This window comes from Burkholderia sp. ABCPW 111, from assembly GCF_000773065.1.
In the GTDB taxonomy this organism is placed as follows: domain Bacteria; phylum Pseudomonadota; class Gammaproteobacteria; order Burkholderiales; family Burkholderiaceae; genus Burkholderia; species Burkholderia savannae.
This window is the reverse complement of the sequence record NZ_JPWT01000055.1, coordinates 94,055-119,999: the sequence shown is the minus strand read 5'-3', so window position 1 is coordinate 119,999 and position 25,945 is coordinate 94,055. Positions and strand designations below refer to the sequence as shown.

The 25,945-nt window shown below is 66.4% G+C and carries 17 protein-coding genes and 1 pseudogene; 6 read left to right on the top strand and 12 right to left on the bottom strand.

Annotated elements, in window-relative coordinates; translation table 11 throughout:
* Positions 1-1,054: 1,054 nt before the first annotated feature.
* Positions 1,055-1,993: a LysR family transcriptional regulator gene (locus X946_RS09000; protein WP_081989453.1), complete on the top strand. Its 939-nt coding sequence runs from the start codon at positions 1,055-1,057 to the stop codon at positions 1,991-1,993.
* Positions 1,994-2,240: 247 nt separating this feature from the next.
* Here X946_RS09000 and X946_RS08995 read toward each other — a convergent pair whose 3' ends face one another.
* From X946_RS08995 to X946_RS08950, 9 genes are all read right to left on the bottom strand, one after another.
* Complete coding sequence (locus X946_RS08995) at positions 2,241-3,158, bottom strand: catechol 1,2-dioxygenase (RefSeq protein ID WP_038745996.1); 918 nt, start codon at positions 3,156-3,158, stop codon at positions 2,241-2,243.
* Between the two features lie 66 nt (positions 3,159-3,224).
* On the bottom strand, positions 3,225-4,196 hold the full coding sequence (locus tag X946_RS08990) for a quinone oxidoreductase family protein (protein WP_038745994.1): 972 nt from the start codon (positions 4,194-4,196) through the stop codon (positions 3,225-3,227).
* 35 nt (positions 4,197-4,231) lie between these two features.
* Positions 4,232-6,100, bottom strand: coding sequence for an asparagine synthase (glutamine-hydrolyzing) (asnB, locus tag X946_RS08985; RefSeq protein WP_038745992.1), 1,869 nt, complete (start codon positions 6,098-6,100; stop codon positions 4,232-4,234).
* A gap of 43 nt (positions 6,101-6,143) precedes the next feature.
* Positions 6,144-7,628 (bottom strand): 4-hydroxyphenylacetate 3-hydroxylase family protein, encoded by a 1,485-nt coding sequence (locus X946_RS08980; RefSeq protein ID WP_038746294.1) that lies wholly within the window; start codon positions 7,626-7,628, stop codon positions 6,144-6,146.
* Between the two features lie 25 nt (positions 7,629-7,653).
* Entirely contained in the window at positions 7,654-8,562 is a 909-nt protein-coding gene (locus X946_RS08975) for a TauD/TfdA dioxygenase family protein (RefSeq protein ID WP_038745990.1), read from the bottom strand.
* Complete coding sequence (locus X946_RS08970; protein ID WP_038745988.1) at positions 8,559-9,617, bottom strand: L-tyrosine/L-tryptophan isonitrile synthase family protein; 1,059 nt, start codon at positions 9,615-9,617, stop codon at positions 8,559-8,561. The genes X946_RS08975 and X946_RS08970 overlap by 4 nt, the downstream gene beginning before the upstream one ends.
* Before the next feature lie 610 nt (positions 9,618-10,227).
* Positions 10,228-13,182, bottom strand: a complete 2,955-nt coding sequence (locus tag X946_RS08965; protein ID WP_038745986.1) for a GH92 family glycosyl hydrolase — start codon at positions 13,180-13,182, stop codon at positions 10,228-10,230.
* Positions 13,183-13,414: 232 nt separating this feature from the next.
* Positions 13,415-15,331, bottom strand: coding sequence for an SMP-30/gluconolactonase/LRE family protein (locus tag X946_RS08960; protein ID WP_038745984.1), 1,917 nt, complete (start codon positions 15,329-15,331; stop codon positions 13,415-13,417).
* A gap of 411 nt (positions 15,332-15,742) precedes the next feature.
* Positions 15,743-16,108: a nuclear transport factor 2 family protein gene (locus tag X946_RS08950; protein WP_038745980.1), complete on the bottom strand. Its 366-nt coding sequence runs from the start codon at positions 16,106-16,108 to the stop codon at positions 15,743-15,745.
* A gap of 524 nt (positions 16,109-16,632) precedes the next feature.
* Here X946_RS08950 and X946_RS08945 point away from each other — a divergent pair.
* Together X946_RS08945 and X946_RS08940 are read left to right on the top strand one after the other, a co-directional pair.
* Positions 16,633-17,373: an SDR family oxidoreductase gene (locus X946_RS08945; protein ID WP_038745978.1), complete on the top strand. Its 741-nt coding sequence runs from the start codon at positions 16,633-16,635 to the stop codon at positions 17,371-17,373.
* 105 nt (positions 17,374-17,478) lie between these two features.
* Positions 17,479-18,378 carry a glutamate/aspartate ABC transporter substrate-binding protein gene (locus X946_RS08940; RefSeq protein ID WP_081989451.1) on the top strand — a complete coding sequence of 300 codons (900 nt, stop codon included), beginning with the start codon at positions 17,479-17,481 and terminating at the stop codon, positions 18,376-18,378.
* Positions 18,379-18,901: 523 nt separating this feature from the next.
* Here the strand turns inward: X946_RS08940 and X946_RS08930 are convergent.
* Together X946_RS08930 and X946_RS08925 are read right to left on the bottom strand one after the other, a co-directional pair.
* On the bottom strand, positions 18,902-19,345 hold the full coding sequence (locus X946_RS08930) for a hypothetical protein (protein ID WP_038745974.1): 444 nt from the start codon (positions 19,343-19,345) through the stop codon (positions 18,902-18,904).
* A gap of 473 nt (positions 19,346-19,818) precedes the next feature.
* A pseudogene (locus tag X946_RS08925) lies at positions 19,819-20,954 on the bottom strand (fatty acid desaturase).
* Positions 20,955-21,125: 171 nt separating this feature from the next.
* On the opposite strand from X946_RS08925, the gene X946_RS08920 reads away from it, so the two are divergent.
* Positions 21,126-21,962, top strand: coding sequence for a phosphate/phosphite/phosphonate ABC transporter substrate-binding protein (locus X946_RS08920; RefSeq protein WP_038745970.1), 837 nt, complete (start codon positions 21,126-21,128; stop codon positions 21,960-21,962).
* Positions 21,963-22,229: 267 nt separating this feature from the next.
* Here X946_RS08920 and X946_RS08915 read toward each other — a convergent pair whose 3' ends face one another.
* Entirely contained in the window at positions 22,230-23,132 is a 903-nt protein-coding gene (locus X946_RS08915; protein WP_038745968.1) for a LysR substrate-binding domain-containing protein, read from the bottom strand.
* A 181-nt stretch (positions 23,133-23,313) separates the two neighbouring features.
* On the opposite strand from X946_RS08915, the gene X946_RS08910 reads away from it, so the two are divergent.
* Together X946_RS08910 and X946_RS08905 are read left to right on the top strand one after the other, a co-directional pair.
* The gene (locus X946_RS08910) at positions 23,314-24,504 is read left to right on the top strand and encodes a M20 aminoacylase family protein (RefSeq protein ID WP_038745966.1); all 1,191 of its coding nucleotides are present in this window, start codon (positions 23,314-23,316) and stop codon (positions 24,502-24,504) included.
* A 40-nt stretch (positions 24,505-24,544) separates the two neighbouring features.
* Positions 24,545-25,870, top strand: a complete 1,326-nt coding sequence (locus X946_RS08905) for an MFS transporter (RefSeq protein ID WP_038745964.1) — start codon at positions 24,545-24,547, stop codon at positions 25,868-25,870.
* Positions 25,871-25,945 lie beyond the last annotated feature (75 nt).

Sequence of the window (25,945 nt, the reverse complement as noted above, 5' to 3'; positions counted from 1 at the left end):
TCACGAAAGATCATCGAGCAAATCTCGCATTCGAGTTATTAGTAACCGGAAGGTAACTCATCTTGAATATTCGATCGGCGAGACAAGTAACCTTCAGGTAACTTAATTCCTCAAAATACCGGCATCCCCATCGCATAAAAATCGACGATGCGGCACTTGTCCGAATATTCTCGATTCCGCCGAATCCATCCGAATTCGCGCATTTTCCGTCAGGATTCACTGCCTCTCACCGTGCGCCGTAGCGGTATCCCGCGTCGGCACGGCCGCCGCGTCGCCGGTCGAAATGCCGCTCCAGCCCGATTCCGCCGGCCCGGAACTCGATCGGCAACCACGTCCGAATCCTCCACCGGCTTCACGTGCGATCCATGCAAGCGCGCTATGCGCCATAAGCGCCGTAAACACATCGAATGAGGCCGAAATAATGAATGGATTCAACCGCCGCCTACGTGCAGCTCTGCACGAGATATCGACGCCCTCTCGACGAGACAATCGTCTCATATAAAATTATTTACCATTATTTTATTAAGGTCTTAAGTTGGCTATGGAATACTGACGGAGATGGTTGTAAAGCGTATGCGAGGGAGCATGGATTCCGCGGGACCGGATTGCTGCCGCATCGCATTGCCGATGAACCGATTGCCGCACATGAAGAACACGGGCCGCGATGAATGTCGGCTCGTCCGGCCCGTCTTTCGTGGATCGAGCATGCAAAGGAGGACGAACTTGACGTTCGCAGCCCGCCGCCGCGTCGGCGGCGCCGGTCGCCCGACTCGCGCCGAGCCGTCGGCACCGGCCCGCACGTCGACAGCCGCGATTCGCGACGCGCGGATCGCGCGCGGCCGTGCGCGCCGCCTTGCCTGCCCGACGTCGCGCTCGCCCACGATACTCCCCGACGACACGCCCCGCATGCGGCGGAACAACCATCTTCCAGATCCAGCGCCGGGTTCATGTCGCCGTATTGCGATGCAGCGCACGCGCGACATCGGCGCCCCGTCCGCGACACGGCGGGCGCCGCCCGGCATTTCGAAACTTGACCGTTCTTGAGGTGGGATATATGTCCGAGGTGGGGATAAGAAATTTGAATCACCTGCGCGTTTTCATGACGATTGTCGAGAAGGGTAGTTTCACCGCGGCAGCGGAGTGCTTGAGCATGTCGAAGTCGCTGGTCAGCGAATACCTGAGTCGTCTCGAAGCCGAGATCGACACACAGCTCGTGATGCGCAGCACCCGCAGGATCGCGCCGACCGACGCCGGCAACAAACTGTATTCGGCCTCCCAGGAGTTCGTGAGCGGCCTTCACGACGTGATCGGCAGCATCCGGTGCCTGCGCCACGAATCGACCGGCCTGCTGCGCGTCGCTGCGCCGAGCGGCTTTTCCACCGCGCATCTGAGCTCGATCGCGGCAACCTTCATTCACCAGCATCCGCAGATCGAGCTCGAGATCGTCTGCAACGATGCTGAAATCGACCTGGTCGGCGAACGCATCGATCTCGCGTTCGAAACGGGGTGGCCGAAGAAGAAAGGTTTCCGGATGAAGATGCTCGGCGCGTTCGACCAAGTGCTCGTCGCATCTACCGAGTATTCGCGCAGACACGCGGTGCCCCGGCATCCCGACGATCTGCCCGGTTCGCACTGGATCGGGCACGGCGGGCTCGCGAATCTCAGCTATTCGGTGTTCGGCAACGGCGGCCGCTCGGTCCGGATTCAGACGAACGGCCGCCTGAAGGTGAAGAGCGTGCTGCTCGCGCATCAGATGGCGCTCGCGGGCGCGGGCATCACCGCGTTTCCCGACTATCTGGTGGCCGAAGACTTGCGGGAAGGACGTCTGCATCGGCTGCTGCCGACATGGACGATGCCCAAAGGCGGCATCTATGCGTTTCGCACGTCGCCGCGGCACGCATCGGTTCGCGAGCGCCTGTTCCTCGGCGCGGTCCAGGCGTATCTGGCCCGCTTGCCCGGCGAGCAGACGTACACGGGCGCGATTCCGGTCTAACGGCGAGCCCGAACGGCCGCTTCGCGCGACACGGCGCTTGCGACGATGTTCGCCCGCTTGCCGCTTGCCGGGCGTCGGGCGTCGGGCGTCGGGCGCGCGCAGGCGCGGGCCCGGCCGGTCGGTGCCCGCGCGCCCGAGCGGCGGGCACCGATCTCCGCCTAGCGTGGCGTCGGCGCATCGAAGGATCACGGCGCCGGGCGCTTCGCGCGCACGGGCGCCGGGAATCCGCGCCCGCGCGCCGCGACGTTCATGCGCTCGCCGCTTTCCGAGCGCGCTGCGTTGCCGCGGTCTGCGTCCAACTGCCGTCTGCCGGGCTGAACCACAAGTGAACGTGACCGGTGCCGATCCCGTTCTCGTACTCGCCGAAGCGTCGCCCCCGCGCCACGCACGCGCGCGCGCCGATCGCGCCCGCCATCATCAGATAGTGGCCGAAGTTCGCTTCCGGATTGAAACGCAGGAATTCCGGCATCGCGTCGATCACCCGGTCGTGCCGCCCTTCTTCGAGCCACGCGATCCGCCGCTCGTCGGCTGCGCGCGCCGCAGGCGTCACGATGTTCGATGCGGCGCCCGCCATCCGGTTGCGCAGCTCGGCGAGCGGCCAGAACACGTGCGACAGTCCGCCCGACGCGACCAGCAACACGTTGCGCTCGAGCCGCCCGATCGCTTCCGCGACGATCTCGCCCATTCGCAGAAAATCGCCGGCGGTCGCGGTCTGGCACACGGAGACGGAAAGCCAGCGCCTGTCGGGCCGGCCGAGGTAGGTCCACGGATTGAGCGTCGCGTAATGAATCGGCAAACACGGATCGTCGACCGCGGCGATCCACGACGCGCGCCGCGGCGCCAGTTCGGCGATCGCGTGCGCGAGCTCGGGATCGCCGGCGAGATCGTAAGACAACTGCCGGATCGCGTTCGGCATCTCGTCCGACGTGAAGCGGCCCTCGCGCCGCGCGTGCGATGTGACGACCGCCTCGGTCGTCGTTCGCCAGTGGCTATCGAAGACGAGCACGGTATCGTAGTCGTCGGCATCGAACACGTCGCGCCGCAACCGCATCAGGCCCGTTGCGAGCGTGAAATCGCGGCCGCCGTTCTCGCGAAGCCGCGTCGCCTCCGACATCATCACGACGGGCGCGTGCGAGATCAGGCCGGCGCCGATGATCTTTCCCATAGATAGGCATCCTGTTCAATGAATGAATGAATGAGTGAGTGAGTGAGCGGGCGAAACGAAACGGCGTCACGGCACGAGCAGGAGCTTGCCGGTCGTCTTGCGCGCCGCGAGATCCGCGTGCGCGCGACGCGCTTCGGCAAGCGGATAAGTGCCGCCGATCCGGATCTTCAGCGTATCGTTCAGGATGCCGTCGAACACTTCGCCCGCGCGCCACAGGAATTCGTCGACGGTCGCGCGGAAGTGCTCGAGATACGGGCGCGTCAGCGTGAGCGAGCCGCCCCACAGCAGCCGCATCACGTCGACGGGCGGCACGGGGCCGCTCGCGCCGCCGAAGATCACGAGCGTGCCGCGCGTCCTGAGGCTCGCGAGGCTCGCGTCGAACGTCGCGGCGCCGATGCCGTCGTACACCGCGTGCACGCCCTTGCCGTCCGTCAGCCGGCGCACTTCGGCGGCGAGATCGTCGCGCGCGTGATGCAGGATCACGTCGTCCGCGCCGTTGCTGCGCGCAAGCGCCGCCTTCTCTTCGGTCGACACCGTGCCGATCACCCGCGCGCCGCGCCGCTTCAGCCACTGCGTCAGAAGCAGCCCGACGCCGCCCGCCGCCGCGTGGACGAGCACGACGTCGCCTTCGCGCGCGCGGTACGAATCGTGGACGAGATAGTGCGCGGTCATCCCTTGCACGAGCGCGGCGGCGGCCGTCCGCAGATCGATCCCGTCCGGCACGACGATCGCCTTGTCCTCGGGCACGATCACGCGCGTCGCGTAGCTGCCCATCACGGTCGTCCATGCGACGCGCTCGCCCGGCTTGAACCGCTTGACGTTCGGGCCGACCGCCAGCACGCGCCCCGCGCCCTCTTCGCCCGGCGTGCCGGGCAGCGGCATCGGATATCGGCCCTCGCGGCGATACAGGTCGATGAAGTTCACGCCCGCCGCGGCGAGCTCGACGAGCACCTCGCCCTCGCCGGGATCGCGCTCGGCGCGCGTCACGTAGTCGAGGACGTCCGGGCCGCCCGTCTCGCGAATCTCGATTGCTTGCATTGATACGCTCTCCAAATGAAATGTTCGTCGACGACTCAACCGGCCGTCACGCCGTCGATTTCGACCCGATAGAGATCGAGCCAGTGGTTGAGCCGGCTGCTCGATTCGAGCAGGATTCGTTCGAATTCCGAAAGGCTTCCGGCCGCGGTCCTCGCGGTCAGATTGCGCAGCGCGTCGGCGTCGATGAACGGCTTGAGCGGCGCGCGGCCGGCGTCGATCGCCCGGTTCAGGCGGTCGATGAGGCCGCGGTCGTAGCCCGGCGCCTGAATCGACGGATACGCCGCCTTCTTGCGGTTCAGCACCGATTCGGGCAGCAGATCGGCGGCGGCCGCGCGCAGCAGCGCCTTCTCCTGGCCGTTGAACGTTTTCATCGACCACGGGATGTTGAACACGTACTCGACGAGCCGGTGGTCACAGAACGGCACGCGCCCTTCGAGGCCGCTCGCCATTCCCATCCGGTCCTTCTTGTCGAGCAGCACCGGCAGCCAGCGCGTGAGCGTCAGGTAGTGCAGCTCGCGCGTGCGGCGGTCCTCCGCGTTTTCGCCGTCGAGGCGCGGCACTTCGGCGAGCGCCGCGCGGTACAGGTCCGCTTCGTATTCGCCGAGCTTCAGATCGTCGATGAACCATCGATGGAACAGCGCGCGCGGATCGAGCCCGCGATGCGCGCCGAGCTTGAGCCACGGGAACGTCTCGGCGCGACGCGCGCCCGGATCGGAGAACCACAGGTAGCCGCCGAAGATTTCGTCGGCTGCCTCGCCCGACAGCGCGACGCTCGCGTGCTTGCGCACCTGCGCGAACAGCCGATACAGCGACACGTCGAGATCGGCGAAGTTGAACGGCAGATCCCACGCGCGCAGCACCGTTTCGCGCACCTGGGGATCGAGCAGCCCATCCTGGTTCAGCTCGATCGTGTGATGGTCGCTGCCGATGTGTCGCGCCACTTCGAGCGCAAACGGCGCATCGGCGGTCGGGCGAATCGGGTCGGCTTGGAAGTTCCGCGTGTGGCCCGTGAAGTCGACGCAGAACGTCGACAACGCGCCGCCGCCGTTCGCGCGCCGCTGCTTCTGCGCGAGCGCGGCGACGGTGCTCGAATCGACGCCGCCCGACAGCAGCGCGCACAGCGGCACGTCGGAGATCATCTGGCGCGACACGATGTCGTCGAGCAGCGAGCGGATCGTCGCGATCGTCGTCGGCAGGTCGTCGGTGTGCGGGCGCGCCTCGAGCGCCCAGTAACGCTCTTCGACGATGCCGCCGCGCCGCACGCGCAGCAGATGACCGGGCTTCAGCTCGCGCATGCCGGAGAACGGCACCTGCCCCGGCGTGCGTAGGAACAGCAGCGCATCGCACAGCCCTTCGGACGACGTGCGCGCACGCACGTCGGGATGCGCGAGAATCGCCTTCGGCTCCGAACCGAAGATCACGCCGTCCGCCGTCGGGTAGTAGAACAGCGGCTTCACGCCGAGCCGGTCGCGAACGAGCAGCAGCTCGTCGCGCGCGGTGTCCCAGATCGCGATCGAATACATCCCGTTGAGGCGATCGACGAACGCCGCGCCCCATTCGAGATACGCGCGCAACACGACCTCGGTGTCGCAATGCGTGCCGAACCGGTGGCCGAGCGCGCCCAGCTCGGCGCGCAGCTCGCGAAAATTGTAGGTTTCGCCCGCATACGAGATCGCCGCACGCGGCAGATCGCGCGGGCCACGCTCGGGGCTGAGCATCGGCTGCGTGCCGCGCTCGAGATCGATGATCGACAAGCGCCGGTGCCCCAGCGCAACGTGCTTGTCGAGCCACACGCCGCGCGCGTCCGGCCCGCGGCGCGCGAGCGTATCGGTCATCTCGTCGACGATCCGCGCTTCGTTGCGCAGATCGCGGCCGAAGTCGACCCATCCAGTGATACCGCACATAGCTGCTCCTTTGAGTTGAAACGATAGGGATCGACGGGGCGATTCAGTCGTGCAGCCACGGGCCGCGCGACCAGCCCGACGCGTCGTAGTCGTCCATGCAGCGCTGCGCGAACGCTTCGCAATCGGCGAGCTGGCCGAACCGGGTCGCCCACGTCAGCGAGTCGAGGCGTATCTGGTCGAAATTGCCGGAGTAATGCGTTTCGTAGACCGAATGACGCGAGCCGAACTCGCTGCCCGTCGCGTCCCAGATCAGCTTGAAGAGCTTGATCCGCTGCTCCGGCTCGAGCGCCGCGCCGCGGTAGTACGCATCGATCAGCCCCTTCACCTGCGGATCGAGCAAGTCCGCCGCGCCTGACACGGTGACGAGCGGCGAGCCGCCGAGCGCGGTTTCCATCAGCTCGCGCACGCGCTTCCAGATCTGCGGCACCTGGATGCGCAGCGCCGACGCGTACTGGAGCTTCGGCACGACGACGCCCGCCTGCGTGCGATCCGGATCGTGCGCCATCGCGGACGTGATCGCCTTCAGCAGATGCCGGAGCGAAATCAGCTCGCCGAGCGCCGCCTGAATCCCGCGGAACTGCTGCGTGCCGTTCGCCTGCGTGCCGAGCGACAACAGCCCGATCATCAGCTCCAGCTTCACCGCGAGCCGGATGCCGGATTGGAAGTTGTAGAGATTCGCGAAGCCCGACGCCGCGTAGAAGCCGGTCGCGCGCTTCACGTCGCGATAGACGAGCACGTCTTCCCACGGGATCAACGCGCGATCGAAGATCAGCACGGCGTCGTTCTCGTCGAAGCGGCTCGACAGCGGCGCGTCGAACGGGCTCGTCGCGGCGGCCTCGTACGACGGCCGGCACATCAGGCTCAGGCCCGGGTTGTCCATTCGCGTGAAGAACACGACGGCGAAGTCGTCCGCCTTGCCGGGCTCGAGCAGCGCCGACGCGACGGGCGCGACGAACGTCGCGTTGGTCAGCGCGCCGGCTGTCGCGAGCATCTTCACGCCGCTCACCACGATGCCTCGATCGGTCTCGTCGACGACGTGCACGAACACGTCGCGCATGTCGTGGATCGCCTTGCTGCGATCGAGCGGCGGATTGATGATCGCGTGATTCAGATACAGGCCGCTGCCCGAGAAGCGCTTGTACCAGTCGGCCGCGTTCTGGCGAAAATTGCCGTAATAGCCGGCGCCCGCCTCGAGCCCCGACATGAACGCCGCCTTGTAATCGGGCGTGCGGCCCATGAAGCCGTAGGTCATCTTCGACCACAGCTCGATCGCGTCCTGCGCCGACAGCAGATCGTCGACCGAATAGCTCGGCTTGAAGAAGCGGTGCGTGATCTGCCCGTGCCGATCGGGCGCGGTCAGCCGCTCGCGATGCTCGCCGTGCAGCGCGTCGTACAGCGAAGCGATGCTGCGCGCCGCGTTGCGAAACGCGCGGTGCGACGTGACGTCGGCGATCCGTTCGCCGCCGAGATACACGTTGCGCCCGTCGCGCAGGCTGTCGAGATAATCGTTTCCGGTCATCAACGTCATGGTCGTCTCTCCGTCGACGAGTTGGTCAGGCTGCCGCATCGGCGGCCGCCGCGCGCTGCGGCTGCTTCGACAGATGCGGATTGCGCAGCGGCGGATCGCCGTGGATGTGCACGCGGCGCAAATGGCGGCCGGTGCGGCTCGTGAAGCTCTCGCGGCCGTGCAGCAGCGTGAAGTTGTCGGTGAGCACGACGTCGCCCGTTTGCCAGCGATGCGCGTAATGCGCGCGCGGATCGTAGAGCGCGCGCTTCAGGCTGCCGAGCAGCGCCTCCTTCTCGTCTTCGGCGATGCCGCCGAACGCGTAGCTCGATGGGTTGATGAACGTGCTGTCGCCTTCGATCGGCGGCTCGCAGAAGCGCAAGACCGGAAACTCGCGGCGCGGATGCTTCTCGACGATCGGCGCCTCGACCGTGTTGCTGTAGAGCTCCACCGTGCGCCGATAGCGGCCGTGCGCGCGCTGCCAGAGCGCGCGCATCTCGGGCGTCGCGACGCGCAGCGCCTGCGTCGTGCTCGAAAACGTCGTGCGCCCGCCGTCCGCTTCGCCGATCGCCTGCACGCACTGGAACACCTGGAATTCCGGCACGGTCTCCAGATACATGCCGTCCCAATGCAGCGGCACGTAGCTGCTCGCGAACACGTGATCGGCGGGATTCGCCTGTTCGATCAGCTCGAGCACGGCGCCGAACGGCCACATCATGATTTCGCCGAACGTCGCGCAATAGCGCGTCATGCTTGCCGCGTCGACGAAACTGTCGAAGCCGCGCAGCACGACGAGCTGCTGGCCGCGCACCAGCGCGCGCAGCCACTCGATCGACAGCTCGCCGACGTGAACGTGCGCATGGCGCGGCTTCACCAGCACGCCGAACGAACAGGGCGCGCCGGCATCGCCCGTGAGCGGTTCGAGCGATACCGACCGCTGCATGAAAAAGTCGCTCATACGGCCTCCGAAATGATCAGGTTGTCGCCGGCATCGGCCGACGCGTGTTCGCCGCGCGCGACGGCAAGCGCAAGCAGGTCGCCGCAGGCAATCCGCGAACGTTCGATTTCGTAGTGACTCGGTCGAGCGTCGCGCATCACGACGCGGCCGCCGAGCCGCTCGACGTCGCTGCGCTTCATCAGCACGAACTGATCGCCGGCGTCGACGGCAACGCCGTGCCACGGCGTCAGCCAGTTGTCGCGCGTCGGCATCATGTGGACGCCGATCTTCGGGCTCGCGGCCGGCTGCGGATGGATCGACAGCCGAATCGCATCCGGAAACTGCGTGGCGAGGAGCGCGCCCCACGCCCAGCTACGCTGGATCACGCCGAGCGCGCGCGTCTTCGAGTCTTTCTGCAGCGCGGCTTTCGAGCCGCGATAGTCGGGCGTGAAGCCGTCCTCGAACATGAAGCGCGTGATCGCTCGATACAGCAGCGTGCCCTCCTCTTCGCCCGTCAGCTTTCGCTTGATCGCATCGATCGGGTCGGCGAATTCGTCGACGAGCAGCCGCCGCATGTCGTCGAAATTCGACGTGCGATCCGCAAACGCCTCGAAGTTCTCGAGGTTGTACGTCGACAGATGATCCGCGCGCAGATCCGCGATGATCCGCGTCAGCGCGCCCTGGTACGCGGTGATGTCGCGATCGTCGACGCGAATCAGATCGCCGAACACGCGGCCGTCCGAGCAGATCGTCAATGTCGCGCCGGGTGCGTAGAAGCGACGAATCCGCTCGCACAGATCGTTCAGGAACGACAGCGAGAGCTTCTCCGCCATGTCCGGCAGCCGCCCCAGCACCTTGTTCGGATTCGGCGATTTCGACGGAAACGCCGGCAGGACGAAGCGAACCGGCCGCGCCGCGTCGACGAACGTCCGGATTCTGGGAAGCTGAACCGCGTGGATCTGTTCGATTTCATGACGGATGTCCGAATCCGTCGTGTATTCCGGATACCGCCGGTGAATCTCGAGAATTTCGCCCAGGATCGCCAGAGCGATCTCGTGGTTCCGGTCGTTTCTCATGAATTTCGACCTCGCTGATCAAATGAGTTGATGGCGAGGCAGATTCTATTTTTCGCATTAAACCCGATAAATACGCATTAATCGAAATGACTGTTCGGAGAATTTTCTTACTATTAAATTGAAAATGCAGCCGGACAGTACGCGAATAATTCGATATATCCGCGCCGATAAGCCGATTGATCAAAGGAATGAAATTTCCAACAGAAAGTCACATGAAACGATTCCGCGAGCGCCGAGGAAGTGTTCGCGGATCGCAATCCAATCGAGTGTTTTGTTTTTATGACGGACCCGATTGGATTATCTTTTGTAGATTATTTGATCAGTCGATCTGAAAACTAAAACGCCGAGACTTTCATTGAAATTCAGTCGGTGCAACGCACCGGATTGCCGCCCGACATATTCGATCGTGAAACCAGGAGGGAACAATGAGGAGATAACGCGCGTTGATCGTGGCGATTCTTCGCCAAGCGCAATAGACAATTCACCGCTCATCGAAGCGGCATGCGGCGGCGCAGTCCGCGAAGACGCGCCGCCGCACGTCACGGGCCGCGACCGGCCCGCCTAGAATGCATCGAGCGCGTGCCACGCATCGGCATGGCGCGCGCCTATGTCAAGCCGCCACGCCGATGCCGAACACGTGCATCTTGCCCGCGCTCACCTGCCGCGGCAGCGTGACGCTCGTCACGACCTTGCCGGCCGGCAGCGGAATTTTCTGCGCGAAAACGTAAGCCTTCACGTTATCTTTCTGCCCGTTGCCGGCGTTGCGATAAGCGGACGTCACGGCGATCGCCGACCTCGCGCTCGTGCTGCCGCCGTTCAGCGTCCAGTCGTCGAACGACAGCGTGACCTGCGCGCTCGTCCCGTCCGCGAAGTGCAACTGCGCGACGCCCGTGCTCGGGCCGTTGTTCGACGCACCCAGCACGACGACGCTCGTGCCTGCGGAGCCCGGCGGCAGCATCACGGTCTGCCCCACCGTCACCGCGTTGTCGAGCGAAGACGCGCCGCCGCCGAACACGAAGCTCGCCCCGCCGTACGTGAACGGCGCGCCGGGCCGCACGCCCGCTTGGGCGAGCGCGGCCGCCGAGTAACTGAACAGGCTGCCGTCGAAATCGGCGCCCTGGCCGTCGGCGTTCGCCGCGCCGTCCGTGCTGATGCCGCGGTTGTTGAAGCTGTCCGCCACGTCGCGCGCAACCGGCACGCCGAACGACGGCGGCGCCTCGCCCGCGCCCCATTGCGACGGCCCGTCGCCCATCTTGAAGTGCATGACCGCGCCGCCTTCGAGCGCGTCGAGCGCGATCCACGGGCTCGCTTGCGCGCGGCCGTTCACGCTGACGCTCTGTACGTAATTCGAAGACGGCGCGCCCGGCGCGCGAATCTTCAGTGTCTTGCCGCTGCCGAGCTGCACGTCGATCGCGTGGAATTGCGGACTGCCGATCGCAAAGCCCGCGACGCCCGGAATCTGCGGATACAGACCGAGCGCGGCCCACACGTACCAGCCGGACACCGCGCCAAGATCGTCGTTGCCGGGCAGGCCGTCGGGCTGCGTGCTGAACGCCGTCTGCATGATCTGCTGAACGATGCGCTGCGTGCCGGACGGCGCGCCCGCCCAGTTGTACAGCCACGGCACTTCGAACGTCGGCTCGTTGCCCATGTAGAAGTTCGGCAGGCTCATCCCGGCATTGAGCACCGTGAAGAACTTGTCGAGCCGCGGCACGACCGCCTGATTGCCGCCGAGCTGCGCGAAAAGGCCCGCGGGATCGTACGGCACCATCCACGTGTATTGCTCCGCGTTGCCCTCGACGTAATTGTCGGTGCTGCCCGGCGTTTCGGCGATCCACGCGCCGTTCGCCTGACGCGCGGCGACGAGCGGCGGATTCGACGACGCGTTCAGCAGGTTCTGCCAATACGCCGAGCGCCCGAGCAGCATCTTCTGCGTCGCCGTGTCGCCGAGCGCGCCCGCGAAGCGCGAGATCGCGAAATCGCTGCTCGTGTATTCGAGCGTCGACGATGCGATGCCCCACTCGCCGCTCGTGATGTAGCCCGTCTGCAGATAGCTCGCGCGCCCGCCGTTGGTCGTCACGCCCGCGCATGCGGTGCCGGGAATGTTCGCCATCCTGATCATGTGCGCGAGCGCGCCGCGCGCGTCGAAGTTGCGCGCGCCGAATGCATACGCGCTCGACACCATCAGCGAGCCCGCGTCGCCCGGCATCACGCCGTCCTCGACGTTGTCGTTCACCCAGTGCGGAATCGCGCCGCACTGGTCCGCATCGTTGACGAGCGACTGGATCATGTCGCTCGTCTCGCGCGGGAACAGCACGGCCTTCAGCTGGATCAGCGAGCGATAGATGTCCCAGCCGGAGAAGCTCGAGTACTGAGCGGCCTGGCCATTCGCAACCGCGTGCACCTGCTTGTCGAAACCGACGTACTGGCCGTTGACGTCGCTGAACACGCTCGGCGCCCACAGCGCATGATAGAACGCGGTGTAGAACTTCTTCAGCGCGTCGGCATCGGTGCTCGACACGCGGATCGCGCCTAGCCGCTCGTTCCACGCCGCATCGGCGAGCGCGCGCACGCCGTCGAAATCCCACGTCTTGTTCTCGGCGTCGAGATTCGCCTTCGCGTTGTCGACGCTCACGTACGAGATCCCGATCTTCATCTGCACGGTCGCGCCCGAATCGAACGCGAGCTTCGCCACGCCGCGCGAGATCGACGACGTCGACGCGAACGGCCGGTCGAACGTCGCATAGAAGTACACGGGCACCGGCACCGAGTTGCCGCAGAAGCCGCCGCCCACCGTGCTGCCGGAGATCGCGCTCGACGACACGCGCGTGATCGCGCCGCTCGTCGACGCCTTCGTGTTCGTGCGCGTCGCGTCGAACACGAGGATCGCGGGCTTGCCGGCGGGATACGCGAAGCGGCCGAAGCCGGTGCGCAGCGTCGCCGTCAGCTCGACCTTGATCTGCGAATCGAGCAGCACCGAGTAATAGCCGGGCTTCGCGGTTTCGTTCGCATGGCTGAATGTCGGCGCGAGCTTCGTCGCGTCGGTGGTCGGCATCACCGGGAATTCGCCGTTGTTGCCCGCGCAGCCCGCGCCGCTCATGTGCGTGACGCTGAAGCCCTGAATCGAGTTCAGGTCGTAGTAGTAGCCGGCGGGCGAACCCGGCTCCTTGCTGCCGGCTGGCGCGGGCGTCGTGTTCGTATCGGGCGCCCACTGAACCATGCCCGACGGCAGGCCCGCCGCCGGCACCACGCTGCCCGCCTGCCCGGCCGGCACCGGGTTCGGCGAATTGCTCGCGAGCGTGCCGATCAGCGGGTCGACGTATTGGGTCAGCGAGACGGCGCGAACGGCGTCATTCGTTTGCACCGCGTTTGCCGCAGCGCCGTTCGCGCCCGTCGCGGCCAGCGAGGACGCCGTCGCGGCGGGGCCGCCGTCATCCCCTCCACAAGCCGCGAGCGCGCAAGCAACGGCCATCGCGACGCCCAGCCTGACGAATCGATTCATGATTGTCTCCAGTTCTTGTGCTTCGTTTTCGAGCGGCACGATCGACGACGCGTCGACGGCCAATCGTGAATCTCGACTGTGCTGGAAGACTAGGACACGGGAAGTTTCTTCGTCAATGAAATGAAGGGTGATGTAATGTTTTTATCAGATTTACTAAACGATGCGAAACATCGTGCAACACGGCGCTTTTACTTCGCACGCTCGCGCGACGCCGCGCCCGCAAGCCGGACGGCGACGTGCCGGCATCGCACGCCGCCCGGCTTCCGTCCGTTTCGATCCGGCGGGCCGCTCGCCGTCACGGCCGCCAGCGATAGACGACGATGCTCGATCCGTTGTAGTTGTCCTTCGTGATCACGTATTCGCCCGTCGACCGCAGATACGCCCTGATGCCGTACATCGAATCGACGTCGTTGCCGACGTCCATCACGCCCGTGTTCGAGTTGATCAGCGTGGTGACGAGCTGGCCCGTGTTGAGATCGAACACGTCTACGTTCGGCACGGTGTGCACGTAGCCGACGAACAGGTACTTGCCGGCCGCCGCGATCGACTTCGGATTCGGGCTCGTGAGCGTGATGACCGGATTCGGCTGTGCGACGTTGCCCGCATTCCAGCCGTGATACACCTCGATCCGCCCGTTCATCGCGGTCCAGTCCCAGCTCCCCGCGATGCCCTGCGCGAGGATCATCGTATCGCTGTCGGACATGTAGAGGATGCGCGCCGTCGGCTGGATGCTTGCCGGCGCCGGAATCGACGCCGGCGCGCCCCACGTCGGCTTGCCGCTCGAGTCGAAGCCCGTCAGCGGATAGTGCGAGATCGCGTTCGTTCCGTTGAGGCCGGCCCACACGTCGCCCTTGTTGTCGATCGAGAATCCGGCCGTCACCTGCAGCGTCGTGTTGAACGCCTTGCCCGGCAGCGACGCGTCGGGAATCGCGATGTAGCCGCTCGCCGCGTTGAAGTGATAGAAGTTGAAGTTCCCCGGATTCTGCCCCGACGCGACGAGGATCTTGCTGCCGCCGACGCCGACGAGCTGGCCGAAGTGCTGGCCGCGCTGGTAATCGTTCATGTCGAGGCGCGGATCGGACGGATACGTGAACGGATCGACCGTGTTCGCGACGAAAGTGCCGCCCGCCGTGCCGGCGTAGACGTTCATTCCGCTGTAGAACAATGCGCCGTCCGTCGTCGGGTCCGGCGCGCCGATCGCCTCGAAGTTCAATGCCTGCAGCTTCCACCGCACGTTGCCGAAGGTATCGTAGGCATGAATGTCGGTGGCGCCGTTGCGCCCGAGATCCCAGCCGCCGCCCCACGGATTGTTGAGCACGTACAGCGTGCCGGAGGCGTCCTTGCCGATGCCGACCACGCGCGTGAAGCGCTTGTCGCCGACCTGCCCCTTGATGCCGGTCGTCGTATCGAGGTAGCCGCCCTGCACGCCGAACGTGCCGGTTTGCCTCGGCGTCCCGTTGATCGCGTACAGCTTGACGTTCATGTCCGGGCCCTGATCGCCGACCATCAACTGCCGCTTCGACGCGTCGTAATACAGCGACGACGGCCGCGACGCCGTCGGCATCTGGATCGTGTTCATCAACGCGCCGGCCGGGCCGTACTCGACGATCTTCGCCGCGTTCTTCTGCGCGACCCACAGGTTTCCGGCATCGTCGAGCGCGAGCGCGCCGGGATTCGCGATGCTGATGTCGCGCTGCCAGACGCCGTCCGTGGTGAAGACGCGCACGCGATTGCCGAAGAAGTCGCTTGCGTAGAGCAGCGTGCCCGCCGTTGCGAGACCGGTGATCACGTCGGCGCGGCTCACGGCGTTCCACACGCTGACGTTAATCACGAGATCGCGCGCAAGCGTCGTCCGGTTGTAGCGCCCGACCGATCCGCTGCCCTGCGGGGTGCCGTACTGCAGCGCCGCGAAGATCGACGTCGCGTTGCCCGTGATCGCGCCGCCCTGGAACTCGGCGTGCGAGCCGATCGAGCCGAGACTCTTGCCGTTCTGGTAGATCGCGACGCCGCCCTCGTTCTCGTCCCAGAAGGAAGCCGTATAGACGACGCCTTCGGGCGACACCCACATCGACCGCGCGTTGTTGCCGACGTGCGACGCGATGGTTCCGTAGGTGTTCGCCAGCCAGTCCGTCGTGTATTGCGCGTGCGTTGCGTGCGCCGCGAGCCCGATGACGGTGCCGACGCATGCGGCGCGGAGTCGTTTCTTGACCATGAGTGATGCTCTCCCTGATCTGCCCCATCGACAAACAAAATATAGGTCGCCGGGTATGACATAGGTGAGTACGACGAACGAACCGTCGCAGCCCTCGGTTGATTGGTCACCACGCAACTTCCGCCGCATCGCGATCGGCTTCGCGCCGCCGCGCGGCACGGGCAGCCGTGTCGGCGCGCGCATCGCGCCCCACCGCTTGCTTGTCGTCGTTTCGACGGTCAGCCGCCGGACGGCGAATGATTTCGCATCGACGCCATTCGTTCGATGCGTCGCCCGCCGACGAATCCGGCATTCAATTGAATTTGTTAAGGAGTCTAGAGCGATGCGCTGTCGCTCCATTCGGTAAAAGTGTCGTCAATATCGAATCGGCAGCGGTAGAAAATGCAGCCGCGCCGATATTGCGCTGCCCGCTCAGCCGGCATAGTGAGCGAACGCTTTCACGACTCGCCGATCCGCCCCGAAGTGAAAAACCTCGAGCGCGAGCCGCCCTTTCGCGCCGCGGTAATGAATCGCAATGCTGTCGACGCCGGCGAGCGTCGCTATCCATTCGAAATGCAGATCCGGAATCATCTGCAGCGCCTTCGACCAGTACGCGCGCACCGCTGCCTTTCCGCGCAGGCGCCCGCTGGGCTCGCCGGCGATCTGCGCGATCATCGGCGACGACATGTCGAAATCGTCGGCGTAGTGCGACAGGATTCGGTCGAGGTCATGCGAATTCCATGCGTCGATCCATTCTCGGCTGAATTGCCGGACGAACTCTTGCGTGATCGTTTCCATCGGGCGTAGGTATCGAAGATGGCTCGGGAAAATCCGGCAACTGCCGGCCGTCATTCGACGGCTTGCATCGCGGCATCGTCCGGTTCGTCGAATCGTTTTCGTTTCGCATTCGGCATTTCATTGCCGAATCCGGACCAAGGCTAGCATGCAATCATGTCGTGACGAAATTCATTGGACAATGCTCGCGCTTTGATCGAATGCGGGCGGTCTCGCGGTAAACCGGATCGACGAGGCGGCGTTTGCGCCAAATTGGTGCCGACGTTACGATACCGGCTCATTCGATCGCCGCGCTGCGCGTCGCTCGTCCGGCCGCCGTCGCGTTGTCGTCCGGTTTTCGTCCCGCTTCCGTCCGGTTTTCGTCCGGTTTTCGTCGGGATGGCCGCAATGGTCGGCCGCTCGACGCGCTCCGATCGGCAACCGCGCGCCGGTCGCGCGGATCGCACACCGCTGCGTGCCGCGATACGCACGTCACCCATCCTGTTCTCGTCATTTTCCGAATCGACATGGTCACTCGCTCTTCTCCTTTGCCGGCCGTTCGCGCCATCGTCACCGGCCACACGCGCGGGCTCGGCGCCGCCCTCGCCGCGCAACTGCTCGAGCGGGACTTCGCAGTGCTCGGCCTGTCGCGCAGCCGCCATCCGTCGCTCGGCGAACACGCGGGCGCGCGGTTCGTCGAGGCCGAGCTCGATCTGTCGGACCCCGCGCGCATCGAGGCGTGGCTCGGCGGCGGCGCGCTCGACGAGTTCGTCGCCGGCGCGAGCCGCGTGCTGCTGTTCAACAACGCGGGCACCGTCGAGCCGATCGGCCCGCTCGACACGCAGGACGCCGCGGCGATCGCGCGTGCAGTCGCCCTGAACGTCGCGACGCCGCTGATGCTCGCGAGCGCGATCGCGAAAATCGCGCCGCACGCGGTCGAGCGCCGCATCGTGCACATCTCGAGCGGCGCGGCGCGCAACGCATATGCGGGCTGGAGCGTCTACTGCGCGACCAAGGCCGCGCTCGATCATCACGCTCGAGCGGTGGCGCTGGATGCGAATCGCGCGCTGCGGATCTGCAGCGTCGCGCCGGGCGTGGTGGACACCGGCATGCAGGCGACGATCCGCGCGAGCAGCAGCGACCGGTTTCCGTCGCGCGAGCGGTTCGAGCAGCTCAAATCGAGCGGCGCGCTCACGACGCCGGAGGACGCCGCGCGCAAGCTGATCGATTACGCGCTGAGCGACGATTTCGGCACGACGCCGACAGCCGACGTGCGCAATCCGGGGTAACGCAGAAGCGGCTCGCGGGCGCGCGCGATTCGCGCGAGCGCGTTCCCGAGCTCGCCTTTCCCGACCCGGCTTGTCACCCGCTACCCGTTCCGTCAGGAGCCCTCGATGATGAACACCCTCCGCCCGCTGCTCTCAATCGCCATCGGCTGCGCGCTTGCCGCCGCCGCTCACGCGGACGACGCCAGCCCCACGTTGAAGAAGATTCGCGATACGGGCGTCGTCACGCTCGGCGTGCGCGAATCGTCCGTTCCGTTCTCGTACTATGACCAGCAGCAACACACGATCGGCTACTCGCAGGAAATCGCGCTGAAGATCGTCGACGAAATCAAGAAGGAACTGAACCGGCCGACCCTGACGGTGCGCGAGATTCCGATCACGTCGCAGAACCGCATTCCTCTCGTGCAGAACGGCACCGTCGATCTGGAATGCGGCTCGACCACGCACACGAAGGAACGGGCCAACCAGGTGTCGTTCTCGAACAGCATCTTTCAATACGGAATGCGATTGATCGCGAAGAAGACGTCCGGCGTGAAGGACTTCCCCGACCTCGCCGGCAAGACCGTCGCGACGACCGCCGGCACGACCGAGGAGCGGCTGTTGCGGCAATGGAACGCGGAGAAAGGCATGTCGATGCAGATCATCAGCGCGAAGGATCACGCGGATGCGTTCCTGAACGTCAAGAGCGGCCGTGCCGTCGCGTTCTTCATGGACGAGCCGCTTCTGTATGGGGCGAAGGCGAAGGAAGCGAATCCGGGCGACTACGTGATCACCGGAAATTCTCCGGTGTCCGAAGCGTATGGCTGCATGCTGCGCAAGGACGATGCCGGCTTCAAGCAGCTCGCGGATCGCGTGATCGCGCGGATGCAACGCTCGGGAGAAGCCGAGGCGCTGTACGTGAAATGGTTCAATCGGCCGATTCCGCCGAAGGGCGTGAACCTCGACTATCCGCTGTCGGCGGACATGAAGCAACTGTTCGCGAATCCGAACGACAAGGCGCTCGATTGAGCGGGCAGACGTGCGCATCGACGAACGCGGACGAAGCGGCGGCGGAAGAAGCCCGGCATCGTCCTTTTTCGTTTGACGGAATTGTTTGACGGAATTTCGTGATGACCGGAAAGAACGCTGGCCGCGCCTTCCGATTCACATCGCAGCGAAATGGGGACCGCGACGCGCCGGAATCGCCGCGCGGACGGTCGTCGGCCCGTCAATGATCCCGTGTCGGCGAATCACACAGCGCCGATGCGACGCCGCCAATCGCGACGGCGCTCGCAGCGCGCGGCGCGCCGATCCGGATCGGGATGCGACGGCCGGTTGTCGCCGTCGGCTTCGATGCATGCGGCGTCAACGCGCTCACAACGCGTGATGGCCGGCGCGCGCCGCCGCTGCGAACCGCATCGCGCGGCCGACCGCCCGGCACCGCCTTCGCGCGCGCCGCCGCCGAAGATCGACCGATGCACGCCGAAGCGGGCCGCCGACGCGCGGCGAGCAAGCCCGGATCGCGTCACGCCGATCGGGCCCGCTTCGACGATCAGTGACGGTGATGATGCTTGCCGTGATGTTTGCCGCCGCGGCGATAGCCGCGATCGTAGTCGTCGTTGTACGAGTTCGAGCGCGAGATGTTGCCGCCGAGCGCGGCCCCCGCGCCGCCGCCGACGGCCGCGCCGACCAGGCCGCCGGAGCGGCCGCCCATCGCGTTGCCGGCCGCGGTGCCCGCGCCGCCGCCAAGCGCGCCGCCGATGATCGCGCCCGTGCGCTCACGGCGGTTCGACGTGACCGCGCCGCCGGCGCCGCCGCCGACCGCGCCGCCGATCACCGCCCCCGTGCTGCCGCCCACGGCGCCGCCGACTGCCGCGCCGGCCACGCCGCCGAGCGCGCCGCCGAGCGCGTTGTTCATGTCGCCGGCGAAGGCCGGCAGCGACGCCGCGGCGGTCAGCGCCGCGACAGCCACGATCTGGATGAGTTTCTTCGACATAGTTGACAGGTCTTGATTCGTTTTGGGTTTGAAGCAGCGCCGAGTATACCGGGACGGTGAAAGGCAACTGTTGTCTTTCGGGGCGGCCGCGGTAAGAGATGTAACAAAGTGATCCGACGGGGCGGCGGCGGCGGGGCGGCGGTTTTTCGGCACGCACGGGTGCGGGCGTAAAAGGCGAAAGCAGGAAATTTGGGGGGACGAATCATCGGCTGCCGGCCGGCGCACACGCGAATCGCGCCGCCGCCCTTCATTGAGCCGCGCGTCCGCGCAAACGGGGACAACGTGCGTGTGCGCCACCCACGTCGACGCATCGGCCGCGTCCGGCAAGGCGAGACGGCCGATATGGCCGATACCTGTCGACCTCGGCCGATGTCGCCGCGGATCGGCGTCAGCGCCCTCGCGACAGCATGCCCGACATCGCCGCTCGCCGGCCGGCGCATCGGCGCATCGCGCGGCCGTTCTTCAAGCCCCCGTCAACCGCCGATCTGAACGCAATCGTCGATCACCGCGACGCGCGAGCCGCGTTTCGCCGACACCGGCTCGCCGTCTTGCGCGAACGGATGCACGGGCGAATCGGTTTCGCGCCACGCGTGGCGCTTCAACAGTTCCCAATAGCCGCCGCGAATCACGAAGCCGCCGCATTTGCGCGCATACGCTTCGCGCCGCATCCGGTACGCGCGCGGCAGGTGATACCACGGCAGTTTCGGCAGATCGTGATGAACGAGATGGTAGTTGTTGTTCAGAAACAGAAGGCGCATCGCGAGGCCCGCCTCGTTGATCGCGATGCGCGCCTTCGGATGCGCGGCCGCGCGATGCTCGTACAACGAACGAATCATCGCGAGCGACTGCGCGGGCCACGTGATCGCGAGCAGGTAATACCACCACGGCACGCCGATCGACGATTGCAGCCAGGCGAGCAGCGCCGCGACCGACGCGACGTGCGCGGCCCACATCGGCGCATGGCGCCAGTCGCCGCCGCGCCATGCGCGCAGCGTGTGCGCGCCCATCGCGGCGACGCTCGCGGGCGGCCCGACGACAAGCCGCCCGACGAAGCTCTTGCGCGCGCGCAAGAGCGCACGCCGCCATCGCGGCAGCCGCGCCCACTGCGCACGCGGCACGTAGTTGCTTTCGGGATCGACGCCCGGCACCGTCAGATCTTCGTCGCGATGATGCTCGAGATGCGTGTCGCGATACAGCGTGTACGGATACCAGACCGCCAGCGGCGGATAGCCGAGCAGCTTGTTCACGCGCGCGGAGCGCGTCGGATGGCCGTGCAGCAGTTCGTGCTGCAACGACATGTGCCATGCGCACAGCGCGATCAGCAGCGGCGTCGCCGCCGCGAGCGGCAGCGATCCGGCGCGCACGCAAAGCAGCACGCCGAGCCAGCCGCCGTAGACGACGAAGATCAACAGCCAGGTCGGCCATTCGGTGCGTGCGGCGAAACGTTCGCCGAGCGCCCGGATCTCGCGCGCATGATCTACATCGAAATATTCGGCCATGTTCTTGGTGGTGACTAAGGCCGAACGTCGACAGGCGCGCAGACGGCGACGTCGTCGCGCGCGACGCGCGGCGGAACGTGCACCGTAACCAATCGCGGCCGCCGGACCAACCAATGGATTCGCATTTGCTTATGCGGCGCGGCTCGCGATCGATGTGGCGAAATCGAGAAAGAAGCGGCGAAACGGTTCCGCCGCCGGCGTGCGCCAGGCGGCGCGCGATTCGCGGCTCGGGCAAACGCACGCATGCCCGCCGGAGGCCCGGAAATCCGTAGAATATCCGCATGACCCGATGGATCGCCGGACTGCCGATGTACAACGTGACGCCGCGGCACGCCGCGCTGTGGCGCGCGCTGCTGCGCGATGCGCTGCGCGCGTTCGCGCGCGCGGGCGGCCCGGCCGGCGTCGCGCTGCTCGGCGAGCCTTCCGGCGAACCCTTCGGCGAATTGCTGCCGATGTGGCGCCGCGGCGATCTGCTGCTGTCGCAAACGTGCGGCTATCCGTATCGGATGCTCGGCGTCGCCGATGCGGTTCATCTGATCGCGACCCCCGTCTTCGACGCCGACGGATGCGACGGCGCACGCTATCGAAGCATGCTCGTCGTATCGGCCGATGCGCACGCGCGCGGCGCGACGACGCTCGCCGCATGCCGCGGCCTGCGCGCCGCGTACAACGGAGACGATTCGCACAGCGGAATGAATGCGCTACGTCACGCCGTCGCGCCGCACGCGCGCGACGCGCGCTTCTTCTCGACGCTCGCTCGCACCGGCTCGCATCTGGATGCGCTGCGCGCGCTCGATGCGGGCGACGCGGATCTCGCCGCGATCGATTGCGTGACGCTCGCATACGTGCGCGACGCGCTGCCGGCGTTGCTGCGTCGCGTACGAATCATCGGCGCGACGGCGTCCGCGCCGGGCCTGCCGTTCATCGCGTCGCGCACGCTTGCCGGGGAACGCGTCGCCGCGCTGCGCGACGCGCTCGATGCGGCGGCGGCGCTCGACCCCGAGCGCGCGCGCGCGTTACGGCTGCGCGGCTTCGAGCGGCTCGCGCCCGACGCATACGCGGAAATCGAGCGATTCGCGCGCGACGCGATCGCGCTCGGTTATCCGACGCTCGCGTAACGCGCGGCACGTGCCGCGAAGCACGCGGCCGCGATCCCGGAAGCGGCCCCGATCGACAAGAAACGCGGCACGCCCATCCGTTGCGTCCGGACGGTTCTCGATGAAACGTGACAGGCCTGGATGGATCTGGGCGGATAGGTCGGGTACGTCGATCGATCAGCCACGAACGCATCGTTCGCGCAGCCCGCAAAACAAGCGGCACGACGTAAAACGGCGCCCATCGATCGACACGACACCCAAGGCGAACCTCGCCGCGCGTCTCAAACGTCAACGCAACCCATGCCGCCGCGCCGCGTCGCGCATGCAATCGACGAGCATCGCCGCCGCCGGCGTCAGCGGGCTGTCGCGGCGCGTCACCAACTGCACGGACGCGGCCGGAAGCACCTCGCGTATCGGCAGCACCGCGACGTGGCCGCGCGACCATTCGACGTCGAGCAGTTGCTCGGGCATCGACGCAATCAGATCGGAGCCCTGAATAAGGCAGTGCGCGATCGCATAGCTCGGGCACTCGACGACGCGCATCGGCGCCGGCAAGCCGTGCTCGGTAAAGCAATTGAACATCAACTGCGTCGAGCTCTCGGGCGACGGATTCATCAGCCAGTCCGCATCGACGAGATCGGCGAGCGACGTCGCCGATGCAAGCGGATGCCCTTTGCGCGCGACGATCACGTGCCGGCTCGCATACAGCTCCGAGTGATCGAATTCCGCCGCGAGCAGTTCCGGCACCACCACTGCCACCGCGAAATCGAGCGACCCGTCGTGCAGCTTCGGCAGCGCGACGCCGGGAAACCCTTCGACAATGCTCACGCGCGCAACCGGGAAGCGCCGACGAAACGCGCGAAACGCGTCGGGCAGGATCGTCACCGCGGCGGCCGGCGTGATGGCGGCCGCGACCGCGCCTGTCGTCGCGCCTTGCGCCTGTTCGATATCGTCGCGCGCCCGCTGCATCTCGGCGACGATGAGGCGCGCGCGCACCTGAAGCTGCTGACCGAACCCGGTGAGCTGCACGCCGCGCGCCGTACGCACGACGAGCGACACGCCGAGCGCGAGCTCCAGTTCCTTGACCGCTTTCGTCAACGCGGCCGGCGACACGTTCAGCCGGCGCGCGGCCGCGCGAATGCTGCCCTCGTCGGCGACGGCGACGAACGCTTTCAACTGGTGATATTTCATATGAAACGCGCGGTTCGAAGAGGCCGTTCATCGGCTGCGCCGCGGCGAATCAGGGTGTTCCCTAGAGGCAACCGGCGGTGAGCACCGACGCAATTTATCAGCTTATGGTGCGCAAAAAAAATTCATATGCTTCGTCAACATGTCCGCACAAGCGCGCACTCACGCCCCACGAGGAAACAGCATGCATTCCGACACACCCAAGAATCCCGTCATCCCCGGCATCGCCGCGATCGCGCCCGATCTGATCGACGTGCGCCGCCGAATCCACGCACACCCCGAGCTCGCGTTCGAAGAAGCGCTGACGAGCGACCTGGTCGCCGAGCTGCTCGCCGGCTGGGGCTACGATGTGCATCGTGGGCTCGGCAAGACGGGCGTCGTCGGCGTGCTGCGCGAAAAACAAGGTGCGCGCACGCTCGGCCTGCGCGCCGACATGGACGCGCTGCCGATCGCCGAAGCGACGGGCCTGCCGTACGCGAGCCGCCACGCGAACAAAATGCATGCGTGCGGGCACGACGGCCATACCGCGATGCTGCTGTGCGCGGCGCGCCACCTCGCCGCGACGCGCCGGTTCTCCGGCACGCTGAACCTCATCTTCCAGCCCGCCGAAGAGAACTTCGGCGGCGCGAAGGCGATGATGGACGAGGGCCTCTTCGAGCGCTTTCCGTGCGACGCGATCTTCGCGATCCACAACATGCCCGGCCGCGCGGCGGGCGACATGGCGTTCCGCGCGGGTGCCGCGATGGCGTCGTCCGACCGCGTGACGATCACGCTGCGCGGCGTGGGCGGCCACGGCGCAATGCCGCATTTCGCGCGCGACCCGATGTCGGCGGCGGGCAGCATCATGGTCGCGCTGCAGACGATCGTCGCACGCGAAATCGATGCGCAGCAGGCAGCGGTGATCACCGTGGGCAGCGTACAGGCGGGCGAGACGTTCAACGTCATCCCCGAGACGGTCGTGATGAAGCTGTCGGTGCGCGCGCTGAACGCCGACGTCCGCGAACGGCTCGCGCATCGCATCGAGGCGCTCGTGAAGGGCCAGGCGGAAAGCTTCGGCATCGCAGCAGACGTTCAGTACGACTATGGTTATCCGGTGCTCGTCAATCATCCCGAGCCCACCGCGTTCGCCGTCGACGTCGCGCGCAGGATGCTCGGCGCGGAGCGGATCGAGGCGGACGCCGCGCCGCTGATGGGCAGCGAGGATTTCGCGTACATGCTCGAAGCGCGCCCCGGCTGCTATGCGTTCATCGGCAACGGCGTCGGCAGCAAGGGCGGCTGCATGGTGCACAACCCCGGCTACGACTTCAACGACGACATTCTCGCGATCGGCGCGAGCTACTGGGTTCGATTGACCGAAGCCTGGCTCGCCGCCTGACGCCTTCTCGCCACGCCGTCTCGCGCTCCTCGGGGATCACATGGAAACAACCGCTCTCGACTTCGCCGGCATGCCGGCCGACGCACGCCTCGCCGCGAAGAGGCGGCGCCTGATCGCCGCGGCCGCGGTCGGCAACGCGCTCGAATTCTACGACTTCACCGTCTACAGTTTCTTCGCGATCCTGATCGGCAAGCTGTTCTTCCCGGTTCACTCGTCGTTCGGACAACTGATGCTCGCGGTCGCGAGCTTCGGCGTCGGGTTCTTCACGCGCCCGCTCGGCGGCCTCGTGATCGGCATCTACGCGGACCGCGTCGGCCGCAAGCGCGCGATGATCGCCACGCTTCTCATCATGGCGCTCGGCACCGCGACGATCGCCGTCGCGCCGACCTTTGCGCAGATCGGCGTCGCCGCGCCGCTGCTGCTCGTCGCCGCGCGACTGCTGCAAGGATTCGCGTCGGGCGGCGAAGTCGGCGCGTCGACCACGCTGCTGCTCGAGCAGGCGCCGCCCGGGCAACGCGGCTTCTACGCATCGTTCCAGTTCTCGAGCCAGGGGCTCGCGGCGCTCGCCGGCGCGCTGACGGGCGTCCTGCTGACGTCGACGTTGAGCGCCGCGCAACTCGAAAGCTGGGGCTGGCGCGTCCCGTTCGTCATCGGCACGCTGTTCGTGCCGCTCGGCTACTGGCTGCGGCGCACAGTCGACGAAGCGCCGGCCGCGGCGCATGCCGCCGCATCCGCAGCGCACGGAAGCGCCGCGTCGCTGCCGCTCGCCGACGTGCTGCGCCACCACGGCAAAGCCGTGCTCGCCGGCCTCGGCATCACGATCGGCGGCACGTCGATCCACTACATCATCGTGTTCTACATGGCGATCTACGGCGTGCAGGTGCTGCATCTGCCGGGCTGGCTGTCGATGACGGCAGGCTGCGTCGCCGGCGCGATTCTCGCGATCGTGACGCCGATCGGCGGCCATCTGTCGGATCGCTACGGACGCAACCGGATCGTCTGGTGGACGCGCATCGCCTTGATGCTCGCGATCTATCCGGCGTTCGTCGCGCTGAACCGCTGGCCCGGCGCGGTCTCGCTGCTGACGATCATCGCGGCGCTCGCGGCCGTGCACGCGATCAACGTCGGCGCGATGAGCGCGATGCTCGGCGAACTGTTCCCGCGCGCGGTTCGCGCGACGGGCGGCGCGCTCGTCTACAGCGTCGGCGTCGCGATCTTCGGCGGCTTCGCGCAATTCTTCGTCACGTGGCTGATCGCCGCGACGGGCAACGCGAACGCGCCCGCGTGGTACGCGATCGGCTGCGGCGTGCTGACGTTGATCGCGCTACGCTCGATGGACGACAAGGCGGGCAAGCCGCTCGATTGACGTCGAGCGCGCGGCGCGCGCGGCGAATCCGGACTGCCGTCGGCCTGCGTTTCGTCGCCGCCCTCCTAAAGTACC